This window comes from Puia sp. P3 (assembly GCF_050632245.1).
Classification (GTDB): Bacteria; Bacteroidota; Bacteroidia; order Chitinophagales; family Chitinophagaceae; genus Puia.
The window spans coordinates 3884414-3906366 of sequence record NZ_CP192583.1 but is presented as its reverse complement, the minus strand read 5'-3'; the positions used below and the strand labels follow the sequence as shown (position 1 = coordinate 3906366).

General features: G+C 54.6%; 29 protein-coding genes and 1 pseudogene. 21 read left to right on the top strand and 9 right to left on the bottom strand.

The window, feature by feature from the left end; all coding sequences use genetic code 11:
• Positions 1-5: 5 nt before the first annotated feature.
• From ACQ86N_RS24080 to ACQ86N_RS24020, 13 genes are all read left to right on the top strand, one after another.
• The gene (locus ACQ86N_RS24080) at positions 6-1502 is read left to right on the top strand and encodes a DUF6770 family protein (protein WP_431209270.1); all 1497 of its coding nucleotides are present in this window, start codon (positions 6-8) and stop codon (positions 1500-1502) included.
• A gap of 352 nt (positions 1503-1854) precedes the next feature.
• The gene (locus ACQ86N_RS24075; protein ID WP_431209269.1) at positions 1855-2544 is read left to right on the top strand and encodes a response regulator transcription factor; all 690 of its coding nucleotides are present in this window, start codon (positions 1855-1857) and stop codon (positions 2542-2544) included.
• Positions 2541-2837, top strand: a complete 297-nt coding sequence (locus tag ACQ86N_RS24070; protein WP_431209268.1) for a hypothetical protein — start codon at positions 2541-2543, stop codon at positions 2835-2837. The genes ACQ86N_RS24075 and ACQ86N_RS24070 overlap by 4 nt, the downstream gene beginning before the upstream one ends.
• Positions 2774-3160, top strand: a complete 387-nt coding sequence (locus ACQ86N_RS24065) for a hypothetical protein (protein ID WP_431209267.1) — start codon at positions 2774-2776, stop codon at positions 3158-3160. The genes ACQ86N_RS24070 and ACQ86N_RS24065 overlap by 64 nt, the downstream gene beginning before the upstream one ends.
• On the top strand, positions 3099-3908 hold the full coding sequence (locus ACQ86N_RS24060) for a HAMP domain-containing sensor histidine kinase (protein WP_431209266.1): 810 nt from the start codon (positions 3099-3101) through the stop codon (positions 3906-3908). The genes ACQ86N_RS24065 and ACQ86N_RS24060 overlap by 62 nt, the downstream gene beginning before the upstream one ends.
• Before the next feature lie 197 nt (positions 3909-4105).
• Positions 4106-4774, top strand: a complete 669-nt coding sequence (locus ACQ86N_RS24055; protein ID WP_431209265.1) for a hypothetical protein — start codon at positions 4106-4108, stop codon at positions 4772-4774.
• 17 nt (positions 4775-4791) lie between these two features.
• Positions 4792-5433, top strand: coding sequence for a cytochrome b/b6 domain-containing protein (locus ACQ86N_RS24050; RefSeq protein WP_431209264.1), 642 nt, complete (start codon positions 4792-4794; stop codon positions 5431-5433).
• 61 nt (positions 5434-5494) lie between these two features.
• Entirely contained in the window at positions 5495-5941 is a 447-nt protein-coding gene (locus tag ACQ86N_RS24045; protein WP_431209263.1) for a thioredoxin family protein, read from the top strand.
• Positions 5942-5945: 4 nt separating this feature from the next.
• Positions 5946-6860: an FAD:protein FMN transferase gene (locus ACQ86N_RS24040; protein WP_431209262.1), complete on the top strand. Its 915-nt coding sequence runs from the start codon at positions 5946-5948 to the stop codon at positions 6858-6860.
• Between the two features lie 26 nt (positions 6861-6886).
• Entirely contained in the window at positions 6887-7111 is a 225-nt protein-coding gene (locus ACQ86N_RS24035) for a DUF4266 domain-containing protein (protein ID WP_431209261.1), read from the top strand.
• Between the two features lie 14 nt (positions 7112-7125).
• Entirely contained in the window at positions 7126-7329 is a 204-nt protein-coding gene (locus ACQ86N_RS24030; RefSeq protein ID WP_431209260.1) for a hypothetical protein, read from the top strand.
• Positions 7313-7618, top strand: coding sequence for a hypothetical protein (locus ACQ86N_RS24025; RefSeq protein WP_431209259.1), 306 nt, complete (start codon positions 7313-7315; stop codon positions 7616-7618). The genes ACQ86N_RS24030 and ACQ86N_RS24025 overlap by 17 nt, the downstream gene beginning before the upstream one ends.
• Before the next feature lie 34 nt (positions 7619-7652).
• Positions 7653-8324, top strand: coding sequence for a DUF3570 domain-containing protein (locus ACQ86N_RS24020; RefSeq protein ID WP_431209258.1), 672 nt, complete (start codon positions 7653-7655; stop codon positions 8322-8324).
• Between the two features lie 9 nt (positions 8325-8333).
• Here the strand turns inward: ACQ86N_RS24020 and ACQ86N_RS24015 are convergent, their stop codons facing one another.
• From ACQ86N_RS24015 to ACQ86N_RS23985, 7 genes are all read right to left on the bottom strand, one after another.
• On the bottom strand, positions 8334-8615 hold the full coding sequence (locus ACQ86N_RS24015) for an Hpt domain-containing protein (RefSeq protein WP_431209257.1): 282 nt from the start codon (positions 8613-8615) through the stop codon (positions 8334-8336).
• Positions 8612-9040, bottom strand: a complete 429-nt coding sequence (locus ACQ86N_RS24010) for a response regulator (protein WP_431209256.1) — start codon at positions 9038-9040, stop codon at positions 8612-8614. The genes ACQ86N_RS24015 and ACQ86N_RS24010 overlap by 4 nt, the downstream gene beginning before the upstream one ends.
• Positions 9016-9735 carry a sensor histidine kinase gene (locus ACQ86N_RS24005; RefSeq protein ID WP_431209255.1) on the bottom strand — a complete coding sequence of 240 codons (720 nt, stop codon included), beginning with the start codon at positions 9733-9735 and terminating at the stop codon, positions 9016-9018. Before ACQ86N_RS24005 ends, ACQ86N_RS24010 begins: the two co-directional genes overlap by 25 nt.
• Positions 9648-10277: a histidine kinase dimerization/phospho-acceptor domain-containing protein gene (locus ACQ86N_RS24000; RefSeq protein WP_431209254.1), complete on the bottom strand. Its 630-nt coding sequence runs from the start codon at positions 10275-10277 to the stop codon at positions 9648-9650. The genes ACQ86N_RS24005 and ACQ86N_RS24000 overlap by 88 nt, the downstream gene beginning before the upstream one ends.
• 163 nt (positions 10278-10440) lie before the next feature.
• Positions 10441-10812, bottom strand: a complete 372-nt coding sequence (locus tag ACQ86N_RS23995; protein ID WP_431209253.1) for a response regulator — start codon at positions 10810-10812, stop codon at positions 10441-10443.
• A 70-nt stretch (positions 10813-10882) separates the two neighbouring features.
• The gene (locus ACQ86N_RS23990; RefSeq protein WP_431209252.1) at positions 10883-11512 is read right to left on the bottom strand and encodes a response regulator; all 630 of its coding nucleotides are present in this window, start codon (positions 11510-11512) and stop codon (positions 10883-10885) included.
• Between the two features lie 9 nt (positions 11513-11521).
• The gene (locus tag ACQ86N_RS23985) at positions 11522-12709 is read right to left on the bottom strand and encodes a PAS domain-containing sensor histidine kinase (protein ID WP_431209251.1); all 1188 of its coding nucleotides are present in this window, start codon (positions 12707-12709) and stop codon (positions 11522-11524) included.
• A 159-nt stretch (positions 12710-12868) separates the two neighbouring features.
• Between ACQ86N_RS23985 and ACQ86N_RS23980 the strand changes: the two are divergent.
• The 3 genes and pseudogenes from ACQ86N_RS23980 to ACQ86N_RS23970 all read left to right on the top strand — a co-directional run bounded on the left by ACQ86N_RS23980 (position 12869) and on the right by ACQ86N_RS23970 (position 15420).
• Positions 12869-13989 (top strand): annotated as a pseudogene (locus ACQ86N_RS23980) (SGNH/GDSL hydrolase family protein).
• On the top strand, positions 13986-14324 hold the full coding sequence (locus ACQ86N_RS23975) for a GntR family transcriptional regulator (protein ID WP_431209250.1): 339 nt from the start codon (positions 13986-13988) through the stop codon (positions 14322-14324). The pseudogene ACQ86N_RS23980 and the gene ACQ86N_RS23975 overlap by 4 nt, the downstream one beginning before the upstream one ends.
• A gap of 4 nt (positions 14325-14328) precedes the next feature.
• Positions 14329-15420 (top strand): PLP-dependent aminotransferase family protein, encoded by a 1092-nt coding sequence (locus tag ACQ86N_RS23970; RefSeq protein ID WP_431209249.1) that lies wholly within the window; start codon positions 14329-14331, stop codon positions 15418-15420.
• On the opposite strand, the gene ACQ86N_RS23965 is transcribed toward ACQ86N_RS23970, so the two are convergent.
• Positions 15394-15840: a hypothetical protein gene (locus ACQ86N_RS23965; RefSeq protein ID WP_431209248.1), complete on the bottom strand. Its 447-nt coding sequence runs from the start codon at positions 15838-15840 to the stop codon at positions 15394-15396. The genes ACQ86N_RS23970 and ACQ86N_RS23965 overlap by 27 nt on opposite strands.
• Positions 15837-16385 carry a sterol desaturase family protein gene (locus tag ACQ86N_RS23960; RefSeq protein WP_431209247.1) on the bottom strand — a complete coding sequence of 183 codons (549 nt, stop codon included), beginning with the start codon at positions 16383-16385 and terminating at the stop codon, positions 15837-15839. Before ACQ86N_RS23960 ends, ACQ86N_RS23965 begins: the two co-directional genes overlap by 4 nt.
• A gap of 296 nt (positions 16386-16681) precedes the next feature.
• Here ACQ86N_RS23960 and ACQ86N_RS23955 point away from each other — a divergent pair, with 296 nt between their 5' ends.
• The 5 genes from ACQ86N_RS23955 (at position 16682) to ACQ86N_RS23935 (ending at position 21945) form a co-directional block, all read left to right on the top strand.
• On the top strand, positions 16682-16921 hold the full coding sequence (locus ACQ86N_RS23955) for a hypothetical protein (protein WP_431209246.1): 240 nt from the start codon (positions 16682-16684) through the stop codon (positions 16919-16921).
• 29 nt (positions 16922-16950) lie between these two features.
• Positions 16951-18849: an outer membrane beta-barrel protein gene (locus ACQ86N_RS23950; protein ID WP_431217572.1), complete on the top strand. Its 1899-nt coding sequence runs from the start codon at positions 16951-16953 to the stop codon at positions 18847-18849.
• 101 nt (positions 18850-18950) lie between these two features.
• Positions 18951-19262: a hypothetical protein gene (locus ACQ86N_RS23945; RefSeq protein WP_431209245.1), complete on the top strand. Its 312-nt coding sequence runs from the start codon at positions 18951-18953 to the stop codon at positions 19260-19262.
• Entirely contained in the window at positions 19256-20590 is a 1335-nt protein-coding gene (locus tag ACQ86N_RS23940) for a pectate lyase family protein (RefSeq protein ID WP_431209244.1), read from the top strand. Before ACQ86N_RS23945 ends, ACQ86N_RS23940 begins: the two co-directional genes overlap by 7 nt.
• Before the next feature lie 29 nt (positions 20591-20619).
• A complete protein-coding gene (locus tag ACQ86N_RS23935) occupies positions 20620-21945 on the top strand; it encodes a D-arabinono-1,4-lactone oxidase (protein ID WP_431209243.1) in 1326 nt (441 codons plus the stop codon).
• Positions 21946-21953 lie beyond the last annotated feature (8 nt).

The window sequence follows — 21953 nt, the reverse complement described above, 5'->3', positions numbered from 1 at the left end:
TCTACATGAAGAAACTTGTTTTTCCTCTGCTGTTTGTGCTATTTACCACCACACTGCAGGCTCAGTCAAAAGTTTTCAGAGAGGTCGGCGAAGATATTGCGACCCAGTTCAAACCCATTACCCAGGACAATGAGCTCGTCGGATATCTGGCGTTTACGCGGCTGGAAAAGGCCGATGCGGACTCGTTCAACTATCGGGTGACGATCATGGATGAGAATCTCAATGATATAGGGACCGTCAATTTCCGGGAGGAGAACCTCGAGCTCGAGACTGTAGCATTCGAACAGAATGTGCTTTGTCTGGGATATATCCAGACCGCTTTGTCGGGTACCCAAAAGATAAGGACGATGCGGGGTTACAAAAAGGTAGAGGACGCGGCGGCGGCCAGCCATTTGCTGATACAGTTCATCAGCCTTAACGGAAAGGTCATCAACAGCTTCTACCAGGAAGCGGCCTTGTCGACCGCGGCGATCCCCAACAGGAACCCTTATGCGACCGCGGTTAAGGTGGTGAATCTCCTTAGATACGGGATGCAGATAAGGAATGTCCCTAAGGTCGGCTTCTGTCTGTTCTTCGGGGATGGATTCAAGCAGGACCTGATCCTGTTCGATATGAAGGGCGCCGTGATCCGCAAGCTCCCGGTGCCCGAGCTCGCCGACCGGTATTACCTGCACGCTTCGGCTACCTATGTTTATCTTATGGAGAAAAAGGACGTGCGCGTTCCGGAAGGCGGGTACAAGCTGTGTGTCTATTCTCCCCAGGATCTCGGTTCGGTGATCGATTTCGATCTCAGGGATTCAAAAGACAACTGGCTAAAAGTATTGAATTTCGACAATGACCCCGTGACGGGGGATGCGTTTGTGGCGGGCTGCATTATCAGTCCGGCCATGGAGAAGCAGTCTGGTACCGCATTCGACTATTCCAACGGTCCTTATATCGGCCTGTTCACGATCGATCTTGGCGGGCCGGGCAGGGATATGAAAGCAAACTGCAGCTATTGGGATGACGGGAAATTTCCCGGACTTTCGGCGGATGGGCTTTTTACAGACAAGGAGTTCTATGTCAAATACGCCACTGCGGCAAAAGATTTTAACGGCAATACGATCTTTGCCGGAACGGCGCTGTCGCTGGTGGGAAGCGCCAAATTCAAACTGTCGGACGGCGTTTTTGTGCGGCAGGAGGCTTCGGGCAGGATCGTGCTTGACAACAATGTGCCCTGTGACGATTCAAAGAGTTTTGGTCCGACGGGGGTGCTGAACGATCTGGACAAGAAAGACTTTTATAAAGTCGTCAACCAGGATACCAGGAGCAACTATATGATCATCGACGATGCGGACAATATCTATGTCTATAACGTAAACAGCAAAAAGGTCATGAGGACGATCCCGCATAAAGACGGCAGTGTCAAGACCGATGTTTATCCCGGAAAAGAAGGCCATATCGTCGTGGCGGAGTACCACCGGAAAGAGAAGTATACGCGTTTTTCGATCGAGGCGCCGTAGCCGGGTTCGGCAAAGATTTTTGCTTTCGGGCGAAGATTTTATGGAGTTGGTCGAAATTTTTTGCTCGTTTTTGGGGCTCGGCTTTGTCGATTTGTTGCCGGCTGATATCTGTCGCGTGGGCGGTGGTGAATGCGCGGGCCAACTGGGTGGCGACCTGGCCGTTGGCGGTACCGCAGTCCCAGGCGCTGCCGGTGGAGGGGACTAGCGACAGGAGATAGTCATAAAGTTCTCCGGGATAGGTTGGGCGGAATTTCGCGTACTGGTCCGACCGGTTGGAGAAGTTGTCTTTCATGTGATTAAAGATATCGAATTCTGGTGGTGATCGGGGACGGAGATTCTGTAAATTTGAGGCATGGCGGCAAAGATATTGATCATCGAAGACGAAGAACGCGTGGGTTCCCTGATCCGGAAGGGGCTGGAGGAGATGGGTTTTTCGGCGACGGTTGCGGGGGAGGGAAGGATGGGGCTGCTGCTGGCGGTGAGTGAGGCCTTCGATCTGATAATTACGGATATTTTGTTGCCGGACATGAGCGGCATCGATGTTTGTAAGCAGATCCGGCAGGGGTTGCCCGACCTGCCTGTCATTATGCTGACGGCGCTGGGCACGACGGATGACAAGGTTGAGGGGTTTGACGCGGGGGCGAACGATTATCTTGTGAAGCCCTTCGATATCAGGGAGCTGTATGTGCGGATCCGGGAGTTGCTGAAGCGGGTGCCGCCGGGCGGGGCCGCGAGGAAGATGATATTGAGGGCGGGGGATCTGGAGATGAATTTGAAGACGGGAATCGTTCTCCGCAATAATAAGGAGATCAATCTTACTCGCAAGGAGTTCAGGTTGCTCGAATATATGATGACCAATCAGGGGCGGGTATTGTCGAGGGCGGAGATAGCGGAAAAAGTTTGGGAGACGTCATTCGACACCGGTACGAATTTCATCGATGTATACATCAATTACCTCCGGAAGAAGATCGACAAGGATCAGGAAATTAAGCTGATCCAGACCAGGCCGGGAATAGGGTTCATCTTTAAAGAACAGCCGTGAAGATAAGACTCAAGCTCACCCTGCTGTTTGCCGGACTGTTCGCCGCGCTGCTGCTTGTTTTTTCGCTGGTGATCTATTTCTCTAATGCTAGCCAGCGGGAAGAGGAATATTTCAAGCGGCTGCGGCAGCTGGCTATTACCAAGACGAATTTATTACTGGAAGCAAAAGTTCAGCCTGCCGTGCTGCAGGTGATCTATGAGAACTCCCTGAATACGCTGCCCCGGAAGAAGTGGCTGTCTTTGACACGGCCTTTAACCTGCTGTACCACGACGCGGGGAAGATCGATAAGGTAAAGGAGACTCGGGGGATGATCGACAGTATCATCGCGCTGAAGGAAATCCATTTCTATGTAGACGATCTGCAGGCTATCGGTTTTGTATACCCTTTTGGGGGGAAGATCTATGCGATCACGGCGGCGGCTAAGGACGATGCCGGTCTCAGTAAGCTGCGTCACCTCCGCAATAACCTCGTCATCGGGTTTGCGGCGGCTATCCTGCTGACGCTGCTGGCGGGGATCCTGTTTTCGAGAAAGGCCCTCGGCTCCTGTCTCAAAGATGGTGGAAAAGGTAGGGGCAATCTCGGCGAACCGGCTCGACCTGCGGATCGATACGGGTAAGAGCAGGGACGAGATAGCCGAGCTGGCGGCGACCTTCAACCAAATGCTTGGCCGGCTGGAGAGTTCCTTCGAGGCGCAGAAACAATTCGTTTCAAATATATCCCACGAGCTTCGGACGCCGCTGGCCGCGATCATTGCCGAGCTGGAGATATCGGCCTTTAAGGGGCGGACGGTCGATGAGTACCGGGAGACCATCCGGCTGATCCTGCAGGATGCGCAGCGGTTGTCCAGGCTATCGAACGACCTGCTCGACCTTGCAAAGGCGAGTTACGACCAGTCAAGCATCCATTTCAGACCTGTTCGCCCCGATGAGGTATTGCTGGACGCACGGCAGAGTATACTAAGAATGAATGCGGTATATGGAGTAGACATCCGATTTGAGGCAGAGGCGGAGGATGGGGAGGGCATCGTTGTCCGGGGAAATGAATACCTGCTGAAGGTCGCGTTTATGAATCTGATGGAGAACGCCTGCAAGTTCTCCGATGATCACCGGTGTATGGTCACGATCCGTAGCGGCGACCGAAAGACTGTGCTGCGGTTTGCGGATGATGGCATCGGGATCCCGGAGGCGGACGTCGACTATGTCTTTACACCGTTCTTTAGGGGGCAGAATAAGAGGCATGCACCGGGGAATGGGATTGGACTGTCGCTGACGCAGAAGATCGTGGCCCTGCATCAGGGGAAGATCGTTGTGGAGTCGCGGGCTGGTGAGGGAACGACCTTTACTGTGGAGTTGCCGCAGGGTTAAGCCAGTTTTTGCACAGAATGTTCTAATTTTTTTCTAAGGAATTTATAATCGGCCTCTAACGGGGGCGGGGGCGGGGTCTGTCTAATTTTGCGGCCATGACAAGGATGTTCTTTTACTACCTGGTTTTGGTCTGTTTTTTATCAATCCGGGTTCAGGCGCAGGAAAATTACGAAATACAGGTATACGGTTCTCAAACGGTGGCAAAGGGTAATACGATGGTGGAGCTGCATAGCAACTACACGTTCGACGGGCAGCGCTACGGCGAGAACGGCGTTTTGCCGACGCGCCATGTATTACATGAGACTATCGAGATCACGCATGGCTGGACGCCGTGGTTCGAGACCGGCTTTTATTTTTTCAACGAGCTTGGCAACGACCACCGCACCTCTTACGTAGGTAGTCATATCCGTCCGCGGGTGATGGTCCCTTCGTCATGGCACTGGCCGGTGGGTGTCAGCCTTTCACTGGAAGCGGGTTATCAGAAACGGGAATACAGCGAGGACGACTGGAGTCTGGAGATCAGGCCGATCGTGGACAAGCAGTTGGGGAAGCTGTATCTCTCGCTGAACCCCACGTTTGACAAGTCGTTTCACGGACTCAACAAGAACGGGGGTTATGTTTTCTCGCCGAATTTCAAGGCGGCGTATAATGTGACGAAGGTCATTGCGGGAGGATTCGAATACTATGGGGCGCTGGGGCCGCTGGATCATTTTTATCCTTATCAGAGTCAGGAGCATCAGCTGTTTGCCGCGGTCGATCTGGACTGGTCGCCGGACTGGGAGCTGAATTTTGGGTATGGGTGGGGGTTTACGCAGAGTACGGACAATGCGATCTTTAAAGTGATACTTGGATACAGATTTCATTAATTTTTAAAAACAATCTCTTGAACACTCCTGCTACGCCTGATTTTAATGAGAAGCACAGCGCCGGGATACGGATCTGGCACTGGCTGTTCTTTTTGCTGATCACCGCCGCGATGGTGACTGTGCTGCTGGCGTCGACGACGTTTAGGACAGGGAATAATACGGAGATGGTTCGGCAGCAGCTGGAGAAAAAGCAGCTGGTCGCGGACAAGGACCAGTCGAGGGCTGTGGCGCATGCGTTCAGCGACAAGCTATGGGAGCTGCATACCTATATCGGGTATTTTATTGCGGCTTTTTTGCTGGCCAGGCTGATCCTCGAGTTGGTCCAGCCGCAGGAGGAGAAGCTGCGCAACAGACTAAAGCAGGCCCGGATGGCGGATTCCCGGCGGCAGCAGGAGATGCGGCACTATGTGATGGTCAAGAGGGTGTATCTGGTCTTTTATGCGCTGATCCTGATAATGGCCATTACGGGACTTGGACTGGCATTCGAGGATGTTCCGTTGTTCAGGGATATGCGGAAGGTGCTGAAGCAGATACACAGTCTTACGCAGTACGGCATTTACGCTTTTGTGTTATTCCATCTTGTAGGAGTGATTGTGGCGGACGCCGGGGAGTATCCGGGCCTGGTGTCGGGGATGATCCATGGGAAGCGCAGGAATTAACAGAACAAAAGCAGGACGGGACGTGTTATTAGTGAACTTTGTGTTTAAACATTGACGAAATATGGTCGCTTACCTCTGTTTCTTTTTAATTTTTGGTGGTGGGCCTTCGCCCGTCTGGCATCTCAATATGCAGGAAGCCGGGGAGATGGCGCAAAAGGAGCATCGGTATATCCTTTTGAATTTCTCGGGGAGCGACTGGTGCGGACCCTGTATTCTGCTTCGCAAGGAAATATTCGATGACCCGGTGTTTGCCGGCTATGCGGATTCTGCGCTGGTGCTGGTCAATGCGGATTTTCCGCGGATTAAGAAAAACCAGCTCGCGAAGGAGCAGCAACGGCTGAACGACCAGTTGGCCGATCAATATAATTCGCAGGGAAAGTTCCCGCTGACCCTGCTGTTGGATGCGAATGGAAAAGTGGTGAGGGAGTGGGAGGGAAATCCTTCGATCAGGGCTGAGGTTTTCGATGCGCAGGTGAGGAGTGCGATAGAAGGCAGCCGCGTACGCTGAGTGTATGGTAATGCAGGTTTATAAAGAGGCGATGAAGCTGATGGGGAACCATTTTGAGCTGAGCGTAGTGGCTGAGGATCCCGTCTGGGCGCATGAGAGAATTGTAGCCGGAGTGGAGGAGATACGCAGGATCGAGCGGCTCCTGACCACCTATGCCGGCGACAGTGAGACCAGCAGGATCAATGAGAACGCCGGTGTTCGCCCTGTCACCGTGAGTCGGGAGGTCTTTGAGCTGATCGGGCGTGCGAACCGCATCTCCGCGATCACGCAGGGCGCCTTTGATATCAGCTATGGCTCGATAGACCGGCGTCTATGGAATTTCGACACGACGATGACTTCTCTCCCCGACCGGGCGACGGCCCGAAAAATGGTCCGGCTTATCAATTATCAGAACATAATTCTTGATGGTGACCGAATGACGGTTTTCTTAAAGGAGAAGGGGATGCGTATCGGTTTTGGCGGAATAGGGAAGGGGTACGCGGCTGAGCGGGCCAAAGCTGTGATGAAGAGTATGGGTGTAGCTAGCGGCGTGGTCAATGCTTCGGGTGATCTTGCTGCCTGGGGTTATCAGCCGGACGGAAAACCCTGGACGGTAGGAATTGTCAACCCCGGTGCCGCGGGGCAAATATTCTCCTGGTTAAGCGTGACCGACATGGCGCTGGCTACTTCCGGCAATTACGAAAAGTATATTACCATCGACGGAAAGAGGTATTCGCATACGATCAACCCAAAGACGGGGCTTCCTGTTACGGGAATCAGGAGCGTGACCATTTTTTGTCCGAATGCCGAGATCGCTGATGCGATGGCCACGCCGGTGATGGTCATGGGAGTCGGGGCTGGTCTGGATATGGTCAATCAAGGTGCGGGACGTCGAGGCGATACTTATCGACGAGGGGAACAGGGTTTTTACTTCCGATAAGATCCATATCAAATAAACAATTGCAAATGATAAGAACGATCGTACTATGTACGGGGATGGCTTTTGGACTGGCCGGCCTTGCGGCGGGCTGTACGCCTGTAAAGGAATACCAGAAGAACAGACTCAACGATTCGGAGATGGGTCTATCGAGCCGGAAGGTGGAAAAGAATGAACTTAATTTTCAGTCTTACCGGGAAGGCGCTTCCGGCGCAAATGGCGGTAAGACGGGCGGCGGGTGCGGCTGTAACTAAAATTCAACTTATTCATGAAAAGGATCTGTCTGACTGTGGTAGGCATGTATTTTATGCTACTGCATGCATTCTCACAAGTTGCTTCCGATACGTCGTTCCGGTCGCGGAAGCTGAAGCTGGACGAAGTCAATCTGGTTAGCAGTTATTATACGCAGAATGGCGATCATTCGGCCATTCAGGGAGGGATCGGTTCTGGAGAAGGTGACCGATCTGGCTAACGGACTCGAGCTGAAATGGATCGGCTGGGACGCGAAGGGAAGGAAAAATACGCTGACTGCCGGGCTGGGCATCGACCACCACACTGCGGCCTCGCAGGCATGGATCTCCAAGACGGGCGCGTCGAGGCACACGGACGGGCTTCGTATCTATCCTTCACTGGACTGGACCCGTGAAAATGAAAAGAAAGGCAGTTCGGTAAGTCTTGGAGGGTACTACTCGAACGAGTTCAACTATCAGTCTGTTGGGATGAGTGCAGGTATAAGCCAGAAGACCAGGGAAGAATGGTGAGTTCGGGTTAAAGCTGAGCGGATATTTCGACCAGGTGAAGCTGATCTATCCTTCGGAATTCGAGCCCGCGGGATTTGGCAGTGTCAGAGGACGGGAGCATCCCGACTATGGCAGTAGTCCGCGTCAGACCTACACGGCGTCGTTGTCGTTCTCACAGGTCATCAATAGCAGGATGCAGGCCAGTCTTTTGCTGGATCTGGTGGAGCAGCACGGATATCTCGGTCTACCGTTTCACCGGGTGTTCTTTGCCGATGGCGTCGATTCGGTCGAGCGGCTGCCTTCAAGCCGGTTCAAGCTGCCTATCGGCCTACGGTTGAATTATTTTTTGGGTGACAGGGTGATCCTGCGGGGATACTACCGGTATTACTGGGACAATTGGGGTGTTCGCGCGCATACTGCGAGTCTGGAAATACCGGTGAAGATAACGCCATTCTTTTCTGTCACTCCGGTGTACCGGTATTATACGCAAACTGCGGCCAACTATTTTGCGGCATATGGCGACCATGTCCATTCAGACAACTACTATACGAGCAATTATGCGCTGGCTCGTTTCAACAGTAGTTTTTTTGGCGGCGGGTTTCGGGTTGCTCCGCCTAAGGGCGTGTTTGGAACGCACCTGAGCAGTCTTGAACTAAGGTATGGTCATTATACTCAAACGACCGATCTTGTTTCCGATGTCATTTCGCTGCACTTACAATTCAGGTAGAAGCAGGGATCACACCGCGCTTGCCAGATAGGTCTTTAGTTCGCCAGCGACGTTGATGACGACGCCGTTGGTCCGCCGGAGCAGTTCGAGGAGGCGGTCGGAAGGGTTTTGGCCGGCTGCGAGGTCTTCGATGGTCTGGATATCGTCTTTGAGGGTGACGATGCCGAGGTTGCCGAGGGTGGGTTTTATGCGGTGGGCTGTTTTCCTGATGAATTCGAAATTGCCGCTGGTGTAGGCGGTGAGCATTTCTTCGGCATAGTGGGGGACTTCCTCGAGGAAGAGGTTGATCATTTTGTTGACGAAGGTCTGGTTGCCTTTGCTGATCGTGTTGAGGCGGGAGAGGTCGAAGAGGGGGTGGATGAAGGGGGCGTGTCGAGCCAGCAGGCGATGGTGCGGATCAGTCTGGCTTCTTCGAAGGGTTTGGATACGTAGTCGTTCATTCCGGCGGCGAGGCATTTGTCCGTGTCGCCCTTGATCGCGTTGGCGGTGAAGGCGATAATGGGAATGGCGGCGTCTATCTCCAGGCGGATCTTGCGCGTAGCTTCCAGGCCGTCCATTTCGGGCATCTGGACGTCCATCAGGACCAGGTCGAAGTGTTCTCTGCGAAGCGTCTCCACGCCTTCCAGCCCGTTGACGGCTTCGCGGATGTCGGCGCCGTAGTTGTTGAGGACGGTGCGGGCGACAAGGCGGTTCATCTCGTTGTCCTCGACCAGCAAAATTTTTTTCCCTTGAATATTACGGGGTCTCTGGCTATCGTCTCTTCCTGGCGAAGGTCGCATTCGCGGCCGCGGAGGAAGGGGATGTTGAGGATCACTTCGGTGCCTTTGTCTTTTTGGCTTTTTACGTGGATATGTCCGCTCATCAATCCGACCAGCTGCTTGCTGATGCTCATGCCGAGGCCGGTGCCGCCGTATTTGCGTGTTACCGTTCGGTCTTCCTGGCTGAACTTGTCGAAAAGCCTGTTCAGGAACGGCTCGTCCATGCCGATGCCTGTGTCTTTGACGGTAATCCGGACGCACTGGATCTCGCCGATATTCAGTGGGCCTCCGGCGCTGCAGTTGATGGATACGGAGCCTTTAGGCGTAAACTTGATCGCGTTGCCGATAAGGTTGAGAAGGACCTGGTTGAGCCGGTAAGGATCACCGATCAGCACGGGTGATATATTGGCGTCCAGCGACCAGGAGAGGTTGATCCCTTTTTCTTCGGCCTTGTGCTGCATGACCTTTGTCGCCCGGCTGAGAATGTCTTTCATCCGAAAGCCGATGGTTTCGATGTCGAGCTTGCCTGCTTCGATCTTTGTGATATCCAGAATATCGTTGATGACTACGAGTAGGTTCTCCGCCGCGGAGTCGATCGTATCCAGCCAGGAGCGCTGCTGGTTGTCGAGCAGGGTTTTTTGAGCTGCTGGCACATTCCCATGATGGCGTTCATGGGGGTGCGGATCTCGTGGCTCATATTCGCCAGGAACATTTCCTTTGCGCGGGAGGACTCTTCGGCCTGTTCTTTGGCTTCGTGCAGGGCGAGTTCTTCCTGTTTGATCAGGGTGATGTCCTGAAATTTCCACAGGTTGCCTTTGAATTCGTTTTCGACGTAGATGGGTATGTAGTCCCGGATCAGCACTTTCCCGTCGAGCATGTAGAGCTCGTCGCCCGTGACCAGTTCTCTTTTTGCGATCAGCTCGTCGACGCGCTGCAGGATGGCATCGGAATCTCTGAATAGTCCCTTGAGTGTGTCCGCGGCTTCTCCGCAGTCCATCCCGATCATACGATCGGGGTCGAGGGAGAGGTTCATCATCTGACAGAATAGGTGGTTGACAAGGACGATCCGGCGGTTGGCGTCTTCGACGAGGATGCCGTTGTTGAGGTTCTTTATCAGCTGTGCGAAGGTTTTGACGGAGGTAGACGGGTCGAGGAATGGGGACGCCTCATCGTAGAGGACGTGAGACGGTTTCATGTGATATTGGTGGTTTCGATGAGGCATGGAGCAGCCGATTCGGGTTTATGCTACAAAGTAACGACCCGGCCGGGTGGGGGCCAATAGAGCTTCATAGAGAAAACGCGTCCTCGAAATGCAGGCAAACTTGTAGTAGATGCTCTACAGTACTTAGCGGGTTTTTTTAGAGGAAGGAGGAGACTATCTGGGAAACCAGGTGGAATTCGGTGGATTTGTCGATGTAGTGGGCGGCTCCGAGCGCCTTGCAGCGGGTGCGGTAGACGTCTCCTTCCTGGTTGCTGATCATGATGACGACAACTGATGGATAGAGCTGTTTGACGCGGCGGAGCACCTCGATGCCGTTGACGTCTGGGAGGTGTATGTCGAGCAGGAGGACGTCAGGGCGCGATGACTGCAGGATGGGCTGGGCGTCGGCATAGTTCTCTGCGGTATAGACCTTTTGGAGGGAGGGAAGGCCCTCCGGCTGGTGTAAAAGTCCTGTAATGATAAATGGGGAATCGTCGATGATCAACAGTGTTTTGCCCTTGTCTGACATAGGACGCAAAATTAAATTCTTTTGCGCCGCCGGCGGTAGAGGGTAAAGCCTGTTTGGTGTAGTAGGAGTACTACAGCAGGTTGTTCTTGATCGCGTAGAGGGTCAGGTCGGCGTTGCTCTTCAGGTTCATTTTTGCGAGGATGCGGGCCCGGTAGGTGCTGACCGTGGTGACGCTGAGGGAGAGTTTTTCGGCGATCTCGGAAACGGGGCTGCCGGCGGAAAGGAGTCTGAGGACCTCGAACTCGCGGTCGGAAAGGTGTTCGTGCGGCAGTTTGCCGGGGTCGTGGTCGAGGAGGGAAGCCAGGCGTTCGGCGGTAGACGAGGTGATGTATTTTTTGCCCAGCAGGACCTGGCGGACGGCTTTTACCAGTTCGTCCGGGGCGGAGTCTTTATTCAAATAGCCGGAGGCGCCGGCTTTGAGCACCCGGACGGCGTACTGGTCTTCTGGATGGATGCTGAGGATCAGTACGGGCAGCCTTGGATAGTGCTGTTTGATCTGCTGCAATACTTCGAGGCCGCTTCTGCCTGGCATGGAGATATCGGATACGACGATGTCCCATTCCTTCTTCATCACTTTTTTCATGAGCTCTTCGGCGTCGGCGGCTTCGTCGATCTCGGCGGAAAGGAATTCTTCGAGCAGTATCTGTCTGAGTCCTTTGCGAACTACGGTGTGGTCGTCGGCTATGAGGATCTTTAACATGTGACTTGATCAGTGGATCGTTTTGGTTAGAGGAATGGTTGCTTCGACGGCGACTCCGCCGTAGGGGCTGTTCTTTATTTCCAGCGAGCCGCCCATCATGGTAGCTCTTTCCTCCATTCCCAGCAGGCCGAGGGTGTTGGTGCGGATGGTCCTGTTGAATCCTCTGCCGTCATCCATGACGGAAAGGTGGAGGTCTTCGCCGATACAGTCCAGGCTGATCCATACATTTTTCGCTCCGGAGTGCCGGGCTACGTTGGTCAGGGATTCCTGGCAGATGCGGAAGAGGCCGATCGAGGCTCGAGGGTCGAAGTCGAGCTCGGGAAGTGTCGACTGAAATTGTGTCCTGATACCCGATCGCGCGGCAAATTCCTGGCTCTGCCATTCGATGGCGGCGACGAGGCCGAGGTCGTCGAGAATGCTTGGGCGAAGCTGCGTGGCTATGCGCCGTACTGTCCGGATCGTATTGTCCAGCATCGCGAGCGTGCCGGTGATCTTTTGCTGGAGGGGGTCTTCGGGCGGCTGGTTCCATTTTCTCGAGATCCAGGAGAGGTCCATTTTTATACCGGTTAGCTGTTGTCCCAGTTCGTCGTGGATCTCCCGGGCGATGGAGGCCCTTTCTTCCTCCCGTACGTTCTGCAAATGTGAAGCCAGCTGGCGGAGCTCTTCGTTGGTGCGGGTGATGTCGCTGGACAGCTGTTCCTCGATCCTGCGGCGCTCGGTAATATCACGCGTGACTTTTACGAAGCCTTTTACGCGGTGGTGGGAGTCATAAATGGCGGTCAGCAGGCTCTCCGACCAGAATAGCGCGCCGTCCTTTCTCACCCGCCAGCCTTCGGTGCTATGGCGGCCGTGGACACTTGCCTGTTCGAGGTTGAGTGAAGGTTCGCCTTTTTTGTTGTCTTCGCTGGTATAGAAAATGGAGATCGGCTGGCCGATGACTTCTTCGGCGCGGTAGCCTTTGATGAACTCTGCGCCTTTGTTCCAGGTCATGACTCTTCCGCCGGCGTCGAGCAGGAAAATGGCGTAGTCCTGTATGCTGTCAACGAGGAGTCCGATGCGGTCTTCGCCGGCCAGGATGTCCCTGGCCGTTGTAGTGTTTTGGCGTTTGCGGGCCCAAATGATGAACCAGGCCAGGCCCAGGAGCGCGGTCGCGATGATAGCGGTAATCAGGATCGTTAGTTGCTGTTTATCAGTCATTTAAAAAGTTGAACAGACTTTAGGCAGCTACCGATCAGAGCGATTCATTATCAGTGTTGTATATGTAAAAGATATAGAATATTATTTATAAACCCATAGAAAATTTTCTATAAGCGATGCGGGGCGGGTAGCCAGCGTCTATCTTGTATCTTGCGGTCAATGGACAAGAAATTTATCGTCGTTGCGGCGCTGGTCGCCGGGTTTAGTGCCTTTGCTCAGCCGGAGCTCCGCTGGTGGGCGCCTGCGCGTGCGGAGGGAATTTGTGTCAGGGACAGCGGGCATATCTATCGTCGTCTTCCCGCGGATATGCAGGGGCGGGTGCGTCGTGACGTCTGGGATCTTTCGCTGAACACGGCGGGAGAATATATACATTTCCGGACGACGGCTCGAAGCCTAATGGTGCGGTATTGGTTGGCTCCCGGGCCGAGATCTTTTCCGCATATGCCCGAGATGGGGGTCAGCGGGTTGGATCTCTATGCGGTTGATCGTAATGGGAGGTGGAACTGGGCGGCGGCGAAGTATAAGATTGGAGACACCTGCACCTATACGTATAGTCATCTGGGTGTGGACGCCGAACCGGATGGTATGGCGGATTTTTATCTGTATCTGCCGTTGTACAACACGGTCGAGAGACTGGAGATAGGCTGTGCGTCTTCCGATGATTTTGCGTTTGGGCCTCCGCTGCGGGGTGCGCCGATAGTGGCTTATGGGACATCCATACTGCAGGGCGCGGTTGCAACGCGGCCGGGTTTGGCGTGGACGAATATATTGGAACGGCGTCTGAACAGGGAGGTGATCAACCTGGGCTTCTCGGGTAACGGCAGATTTGAGCGGCCCATTTTCGAGGTCATGGCAAAGGCGGACGCGGCGCTCTATATTCTGGACTGTATGCCGAATCTGGCTTACGGGAATCATCTGCAGGACGACACGATCGGGGCGCGTATCGATACTGGCGTGTCGGTGCTGAGGGCGGCGCATCCCGGAGTTCCTATCCTGCTGGTGGAGCACGCTGACGGGCATATGCCCTTCAATGCCGATACGGCTGCGGTGAACAGGTATCATATGGCGAGTCTGCTCATGCGGTCGGTCTATCGTGGGCTGGTCGACAGGGGTATAAGGGGCTTTACCTGCTGACGGAAGACGAGATCAATTTCGACGAGAACTGTACGGTGGAGGGGACCCATCCGACCGATATCGGGATGATGGCTTATGCCGACGCTTATGAGAAGAAGATAAAACAGATATTGAGCCGTTCGGAGACAAAAAAATTACGCCGATGATCCCTTTCAAAAGTTTGCTGTCACTGGACGCCGGGTCTGCGCAGGCCGTCTATGTGCAGCTGGCGAATGGTCTTATCCGGTTGATCCGGAGCGGTGTGCTCAGGCCCGGTACGAAGCTGCCGTCCGTTCGTGAGATGGCGGGGTTGCTTGAAATTCATCCAAAGACGGTGGTGGCGGCCTTTGAGGAGATGGTTTCGCAGGACTGGATATACAGTAAGCCGAGGTCCGGGATGATCGTATCGGAGGAATTGCCCGAGCTGAAGCCAAAGACGTTTCAGCAGATGAAGAAGGGGGTATGGGGGAGAAGCGGTTCCGGCGAAGGAGACGCGGTATAAGTATGTGATCAACGACGGATTCCCGGATTACCGGCTGGCGCCGGTGGCGCAGTTGCTGCGTCTGTACAGGGACGGGTTCTATGACGGATATACCGAGGAGGCCTCGATGGTGATTGACGGCGCCGGGAGTCCGGCGCTGAGGACTGCGCTGGCGAAATACGTGGGGGAGACGAGGGGGATCCCCGCCGGCTATGACAATATTCTGCTGACGCGGGGCGCTCAGATGGCGATGTATATTGCCGCGGCGCTGTCGATCAGGCCGGGAGACCAGGTGATGGTGGGAGACCCGGGGTATTTTCATATGAACAACGTGTTCGAGCAACTGGGGGCCAGGCTGGTCAGGATACCCGTAGACGAGGAAGGCATCGACGTAGACCTGGTGGAGCGGGTTTGCAGACGAAAGCCGCCGAAATTATTATATGTGATCCCGCATCATCACCATCCGACGACGGTCACGCTGAGTGCGGCGAGGAGAATGAAGCTGTTATCGCTGATACGGGAATACCGTCTCACGGTGATCGAAGACGACTACGACTATGAGTTTCACTATCAGCATGCGCCGATCCTTCCGCTGGCGAGCGCGGATCATGGCGGTAACGTATGGTATGTGGGTTCGATCACCAAGAACCTGCTGCCTTCGGTGCGGCTGGGATATCTCATTGCGCCCGCTAAAACCGTCAGGGACGGCGCGGCTTACAAGCGGCTTTTCGACCTGCGGGGCGATCTGTTACTGGAAAATGGGATTGCTGTTCTGTACAACAACGGCACGATGCAGCGGCATATCCGCCGGTCGCTGAAGCTGTACGAGGAACGGCGGGACCTGTTCTGTGACCTGTTGAAGAGCCAGCTGGGCGGCGCTGTTAGTTACCGTATCCCGGATGGCGGGATGGCCGTGTGGACGACGTTCAACAGGCCCTATGAGTTGCCGAAGATAGCGGCGAAGGCGGCTGCCGGCGGATTGTGGATGTCAGACGGGTTGTCGTACAACCCGTCTGACCAAAATCTGAATGGACTGAGAATGGGTTTCGCTTCGATGGATGCGCAGGAGATGGCCGGCGTTTTCCGGATACTAAGAAGGGCTATGGGGCTTGATTAGTCCGTCGATGCTCCACTTATATTCGTTGAGGCAGGACAACAGCAGGCCGCCGCCGGTGAATACGAATACCGGGTATTTAAAGGGGGCTGCGATGTTCAGGAATATGGCCATGCAAACGCCGAAGACAAAAGTAAGGATGGCCGAGCCCAGGGCTGCCTGCCAGGTCTTATACCCGATGATCAGGCAGATGCCGAAGACCGCTTCGGCGATGGAGGCGATGGCGCCCATGCCGCTGGCCCCGGCTTCCGGAAGAAAGGGCATCAGCTTGTTGGTATAGGTGACGAAGTTGGCCCAGTTGCCCCAGGCAACGCCGGAGCCTGGCGGTCCCAGCCAGCCCAGGCGGTCCATGACGGGAAGGAGAAATCCTGTGCCGAGACCGATGCGGAGGACGATCTGTCCGAGAGCGATGCGGGTTTTCATTTTGTTTCTTCTTTTTCGGTTGTGTCGAACATGGTGCCGAAGACGTGGTCCCACATAGTAGAGCTTACTCCAAATCCTTTTTCGTGTTCTTTGTAGTGGTGCAGGTGGTGATTTCGCCACAGCGGTTTCATCCATTTAAACGGCGGTTTCCATGCGTGTATTGCGTAGTGCGTGCTGGCGTAGAACAGGTAGCCGAGCAGGAAGCCGGGATAGAACGCGAAGACTATGCCAGGCAGTGGCAGGAGTCGAAGCGTGTAGTACATTGCCGTGAAGAGGATGGAGGCGATGAGGATGCTTGGTACCGGAGGTAAGAACAGGCGTTCGGTGTCTCTGGGGTATTCGTGGTGGTTGGCGTGAAAAATGTAGACGAAGCGTTTGACGTATTTGTTCTCCGAAACGAAATGGTAGACGAATCGGTGCATGATGTATTCGAAAAAGGTCCAGAAGAACATGCCTGCGAAGAACAGTGCCACGATGGTCCATCCGGGGTGGCCGAAAGCGGTAGCCGCGTAGTACAGCATGACGCCCATGATGGGGATATACATTCCCCAGATGACGAGGGGTGAGTTTTTGTGAGTGCCTCGAGGACGGGGTTTTGGAAGAGGCGGGCCTGGCCTTTGTTGTGGATCTGATGGGTGGAATTCATGGTTTTTTGGTGTTGTGCACAAAATTATAACTGGTTGGAAGATGAGTTGTACTACAGATCGGAAAAATCAGGTAGTACAGATCAAAAGCTGAGGCTGGGGAAGGGCTGAGCGGCGGCGGGGCGGGTTCAGCGGCTGCGAAAATTGGGGGTGGTGGTCGATCTTTGTAGATGACCATGAGAAACTCTGCGCTTATATTGATCCTGTTGGCCCCGGTGTGGGCATTCTGCCAGCCCAGAGGGAAAGAGGTGGATTCGGCGCTGGCGAAGGTCGATTCGCTTGCGGCCGTGACGGTGGCGGGGCGGAAGCTGCCGGTCGAGCGGAAGCAGGGAAAAACGATCATCAATGTGGAGGCCTCAGTGACCAATACCGGGTCGACGGTTCTGGAGGTGCTGGAGAAGTCGCCGGGAGTGACGGTCGACAGGAACGGGGGATAGCGCTGAACGGGAAGGCCGGGGTGCTCGTGATGATCGACGACAAGCCCACCTATCTTTCCGGCGACGACCTCAACAATCTGCTGAGCAGCATGAATTCCTCGCAGGTGGCGCAGATCGAACTGATCGCCAATCCGACGGCGAAGTATGACGCGGCGGGCAATGCGGGTATCATCAATATCCGGACGAAGAAGAACAGGAACGACGGCTTCAACGGAAGTCTGACCACCTCCTACGGTCAGGGGGTGTATCCGAAGAACAACAACAGTGTGGTGCTGAACTATCGCGCCGGTAGGGTCAATGCCTTCCTCAACTACAGCGTGAATGCCTCGAAATATCTGACGAGTCTCTATGCCTACCGGAAATATTACGACGACAACAAGAACGTTACGGCTATTTTGGAGCAGCCTGCCTATTTTACCGGAACCGTGGTAAACAATACGGTCAAGGCGGGGCTGGACTATTCGATCGCGCCAGCGACGGTCGTGGGGGTGGCTGTAACGGGGATGGATATCCACCGCAACGGCAATAACGAGGCAACCGCCAGCTGGCTGCAGCCGGACGGGTCGGTCGACTCGTCGGTATTGACCAGGAGCAAGCCGGTCAACCGGTTCAGGAATGGGGCTGTCAACGTCAACGGAAGGAAGGCGCTGTCGAAGAATGCCGATCTGAGCGCCGACTTCGACTATTTACACTATCAAATGGAGGGGAAGCAGGATTTCAATAATCAGCTGCTGGCGTCCGGAGGGTATGACGAAGTATTCCGCAGCGATATCCCGACCACCATCGACATCGTATCGGGCAAGCTGGATTATACGCTGAGGGCGGGGCCCGGAGCAGTTGTTGCCGTCGGTCTGAAATCGTCGTCCAGCCACACGGAGAATGCCGCCACGTATCAGAACCTCGAGAACCGGCAGTGGGTCGAAGACCTGACCCGGAGCAATCATTTTGTCTACCAGGAGAATATCCAGGCGGCTTACGGGTCGGTGGAAGGGAAGTTCCGGTTCTTCAGCTATCAGGGCGGGATGCGATATGAGTATACCGGCTATACGGCGCACCAGTTCGGGAATATCCAGCAGAAAGACTCGAGCGTGTCGCGAAAATACGGCAGTCTGTTTCCGAGCGGCTATCTGACGTATCGGGTGGATTCGGTGAATAGTCTGACGCTTACGTTTGGCCGGCGAACGGACCGGCCACCATTCCAGACCCTGAATCCTTTCCTGTATATCATAAACAAGTATACCTATCAGACCGGGAATCCCTATCTTCTCCCGCAGTACAGCTGGAACTTCGAGATCAGTCACCAGTACGGGAGCCTGCTGACGACGGGTCTGTCCTATAGTCGTATCACGGACTATTTTTCGCAGATCTTTCTTTCCGATACGTCGAAGACGATCCTGTATTATACGCAGGGCAATGTCGGCCGGGTCAATAATTTCGGGGCTTCGGTCAGTCTGAGTTTGTCGCCGCTAAAATGGTGGTCGTCCGAGCTGACGGCTGTATTCAATCACAAGCAGCTGAGGGGATTCAACGGAAATAGCTATACGACGTCAATCAGCCAGCTGAATATCAATCTCAGCAACCAGCTGAGCTTCGGGAAGGGGTATGTCGGCGAGCTGTCGGGGTTCTATACTACGCGTGCACGCAATGACGTGCAGGAGCTGTTGTATCCGGCGGGGCAGGTGCACGTGGGGCTTTCAAAATCCGTGCTGAAGAAGAAGGGAACGGTAAAGCTCAGCTATCGCGATATTTTTTATACCGGGGCGATGGAGGGGCTGACCTCTTTTCCGGATGCAACGGAGTATTTTAAATTGAAGAGAGACAGCAGGGTGTTGTCCCTTTCTTTTACCTGTCGTTTTGGCAAATCCTTCAAGGTCACGCGTCATCAGGATGGGGCCGGTGATGAGAAAGACCGGGTGCAGAATGGATGATTCGTGGGGAGGGGTTGATAAGATAGTCCATCCGAATAATAAAATCAGACATTGCCTGTCGTGGGGGCGCGCTTACCTTTATCCAATTCTAATTCAAACATATGAATCAGCGATTGGTATTTGCTATATGCAGTCTTTCTCTTGCCCTGTCGGCCCGCGCACAGTATCCCAATATTCCACACGATCTCGAGGCCAAAGGGGATTCCGTCATGAAAGGATATAAAGAGCTCTCTGATCGGGCCTGGGAGAAGGCGCTTCCTGCGATCGAAAGGGACCAAAAGAACGGCAAGCCTTATGTGCCCGGGGCGTCGAAGGCGAGTGATCTGCCGCAGGCTTCGATTCCCGCTTTTCCCGGCGCGGAAGGCGGCGGCGCTTATTCTTTTGGCGGGCGTGGGGGAAGGTATATGTGGTGACTACGCTGGCGGACAGCGGCCCCGGCAGTTTCCGCGAGGCATGTGAGCAGGGTGGAGCGCGGGTGGTAGTTTTTAATGTGTCCGGGATCATCCGGCTGAAATCGCCGGTCAGTATCCGTGCGCCTTATATTACGATCGAAGGGCAGTCGGCGCCGGGTGACGGCATCTGTATTGCCGGAGAATCGGTGTGGATCGATACGCACGACGTCGTGGTCAGGTATATGCGTTTCCGTCGCGGCGAGACCGACGTTCTTCGAAGGGATGACGCGCTGGGTGGTAATCCCGTTGGCAATATCATCATCGACCATGTATCGGCGAGCTGGGGTCTGGACGAGAACATGTCTATCTACCGGCACGTTTACGATCGGGGGACTTCGAAGCAGGAGAAGCTGCCTTCGGTGAATATCACGATTCAGAATTCTATTTTCTCGGAAGCGCTGGATACCTATAACCACGCGTTTGGCAGCACCATCGGCGGGCGAAACAGCACTTTTATGCGTAATCTCTGGGCCAATAATATCGCGCGCAACCCGTCGGTTGGAATGGATGGCGATTTCGGCTTCGCCAACAATGTGATCTTCAACTGGTGGAACCGTTCGGCGGATGGAGGAGACAATAAATCGTTCTTTCAGTTCATCAACAACTACTACAAGCCGGGACCGATCACACCGCTGGACAAGCCCATCGGGCACCGCATCCTGAAGCCGGAGGCGGGCCGTTCGCCGGGTACGAAGGATCAGTACGGCAAGGCCTATGTGAACGGCAATATCATGGAGGGCAATGAGGCCGTTACGAAAGACAACTGGAACGGAGGCGTGCAGATACAGGAGATGCCGGACGCCGGAAAATACACGGATAGTGTGCGGAGCAACACGCCTTTCCCGATGGCTAAGATCACCCTGATGACGGCGTCAGAGGCCTATAACTACGTACTGGATAATGTTGGCGCTATCCTGCCGAAGCGTGACCCGGTGGACCGGCGGATCGTGGAGGATGTACGGACCGGCAGGATCAGTTATAGCGAAAAGGCGCAGGCTCCGACGGGCGGGAAGTTCATCAGGCGCAGGTTGCCGGTGGACTCCTATAAGCAGGGGATCATCTCGGATATCAGCCAGGTGGGCGGTTATCCCGAGTACAAGGGGACGCCGTATAAGGATTCCGATAAGGATGGTATACCCGATAGCTGGGAGAAGGCACACGGGCTGAATCCCAATAGTTCGGCGGATGCGGTTTTGATACCTGCCAATGGAGGAGGGTACAGCAATATCGAAATATGGCTGAACAGTTTGGTCGATTTAAAGACAGTGAGGCCGGCAGAGGGTAAATGACGTATATTTAGGAAACGAATTGCTTCCTTATGGATAAGAGGACTTTCCTAAAACTTTCTTCCTTTATGATGGCTGGTTCAGCATTGTCGCCCCTGGCGGGGCTTGCTCAAAACGAAAAGATAACCAACTGGGCTGGGAATTTCACCTATGGCACCAGTTCGGTATTTAATGCAGGCAGCGTTGAAGAAGCCAGGGGACTGATCGTCAAAAATCGGCGGCTGAAAGTGCTGGGTACGAGGCATTGCTTTAACGATATTGCGGATTCCCACGATCATTTCCTTTCGCTGGCGAGGCTGAACAGGGTGGTGGCGATGGACGGGCACACCGTTACGGTCGAGTCGGGGGTGAAGTACGGGGAGTTGGCGGTCATGTTGAACGACAAGGGGTATGCGCTGCACAACCTGGCCTCGCTGCCGCATATCTCTGTGGCAGGCGGCTGTGCGACCGCTACGCATGGTTCGGGAGTACACAATGGAAATTTATCGGGTGCGGTGACGGGTATGGAGCTGATCACTGCGGCGGGCGAGACGGTGAGTCTGTCGAAGCACAGCGAGGGGTTTGGCCTGGCGGTCATTCACCTTGGGGGGCTTGGCGCCGTCACCAAAGTCACGCTCGCGATACAGCCGACTTACCAGATACGGCAATATGTATACGAGAATCTGCCGATGTCCGCGCTGGAAACGCATTTTGACGAGGTCATGGGGTCGGGTTACAGCGTCAGCCTTTTCACCGACTGGCGAAATAAAAATGTCAACGAGGTCTGGATCAAGAGTAAGGATGCGGGTTTCGGCAGTCATCCGACATTTTACGGCGCGAAAGCAGCGACGAAGAACCTGCACCCGATAAGGGACCTGGGGGCGGAGAATTGTACCGAGCAGATGGGTGTCCCCGGCCCGTGGCACGAGCGGCTGCCGCATTTCCGGATGGGGTTTACGCCCAGCAGCGGAAAGGAGTTGCAGTCGGAATATTTTGTCCCTCGCGAACACTCCTATGCTGCGATAAAGGCGGTGGAGCAGCTGCACGAGAAGATAACTCCGCATTTGCTGATCTCCGAGATCCGTTGTATCGAGGCGGACCAGCTGCCGATGAGTCCCTGTTATCATCAGCCTTCCACGGCCATACATTTTACCTGGAAGCCGGAGTGGCCGGAGGTCAGACGGTTGCTGCCGCTGATCGAACAGCAGCTGGCGCCTTATAATGCCCGACCGCACTGGGGTAAGCTGTTTACGATGCCGCACCAGCGGCTGGCTGCGCTATATCCGAATATGCACCGGCTGCAGCAGCTGATGAGACACTATGACCCGACCGGAAAGTTCAGGAATGAGTATCTGGACAGGGTCATTTTTGGGGTGTAGGATTCCTT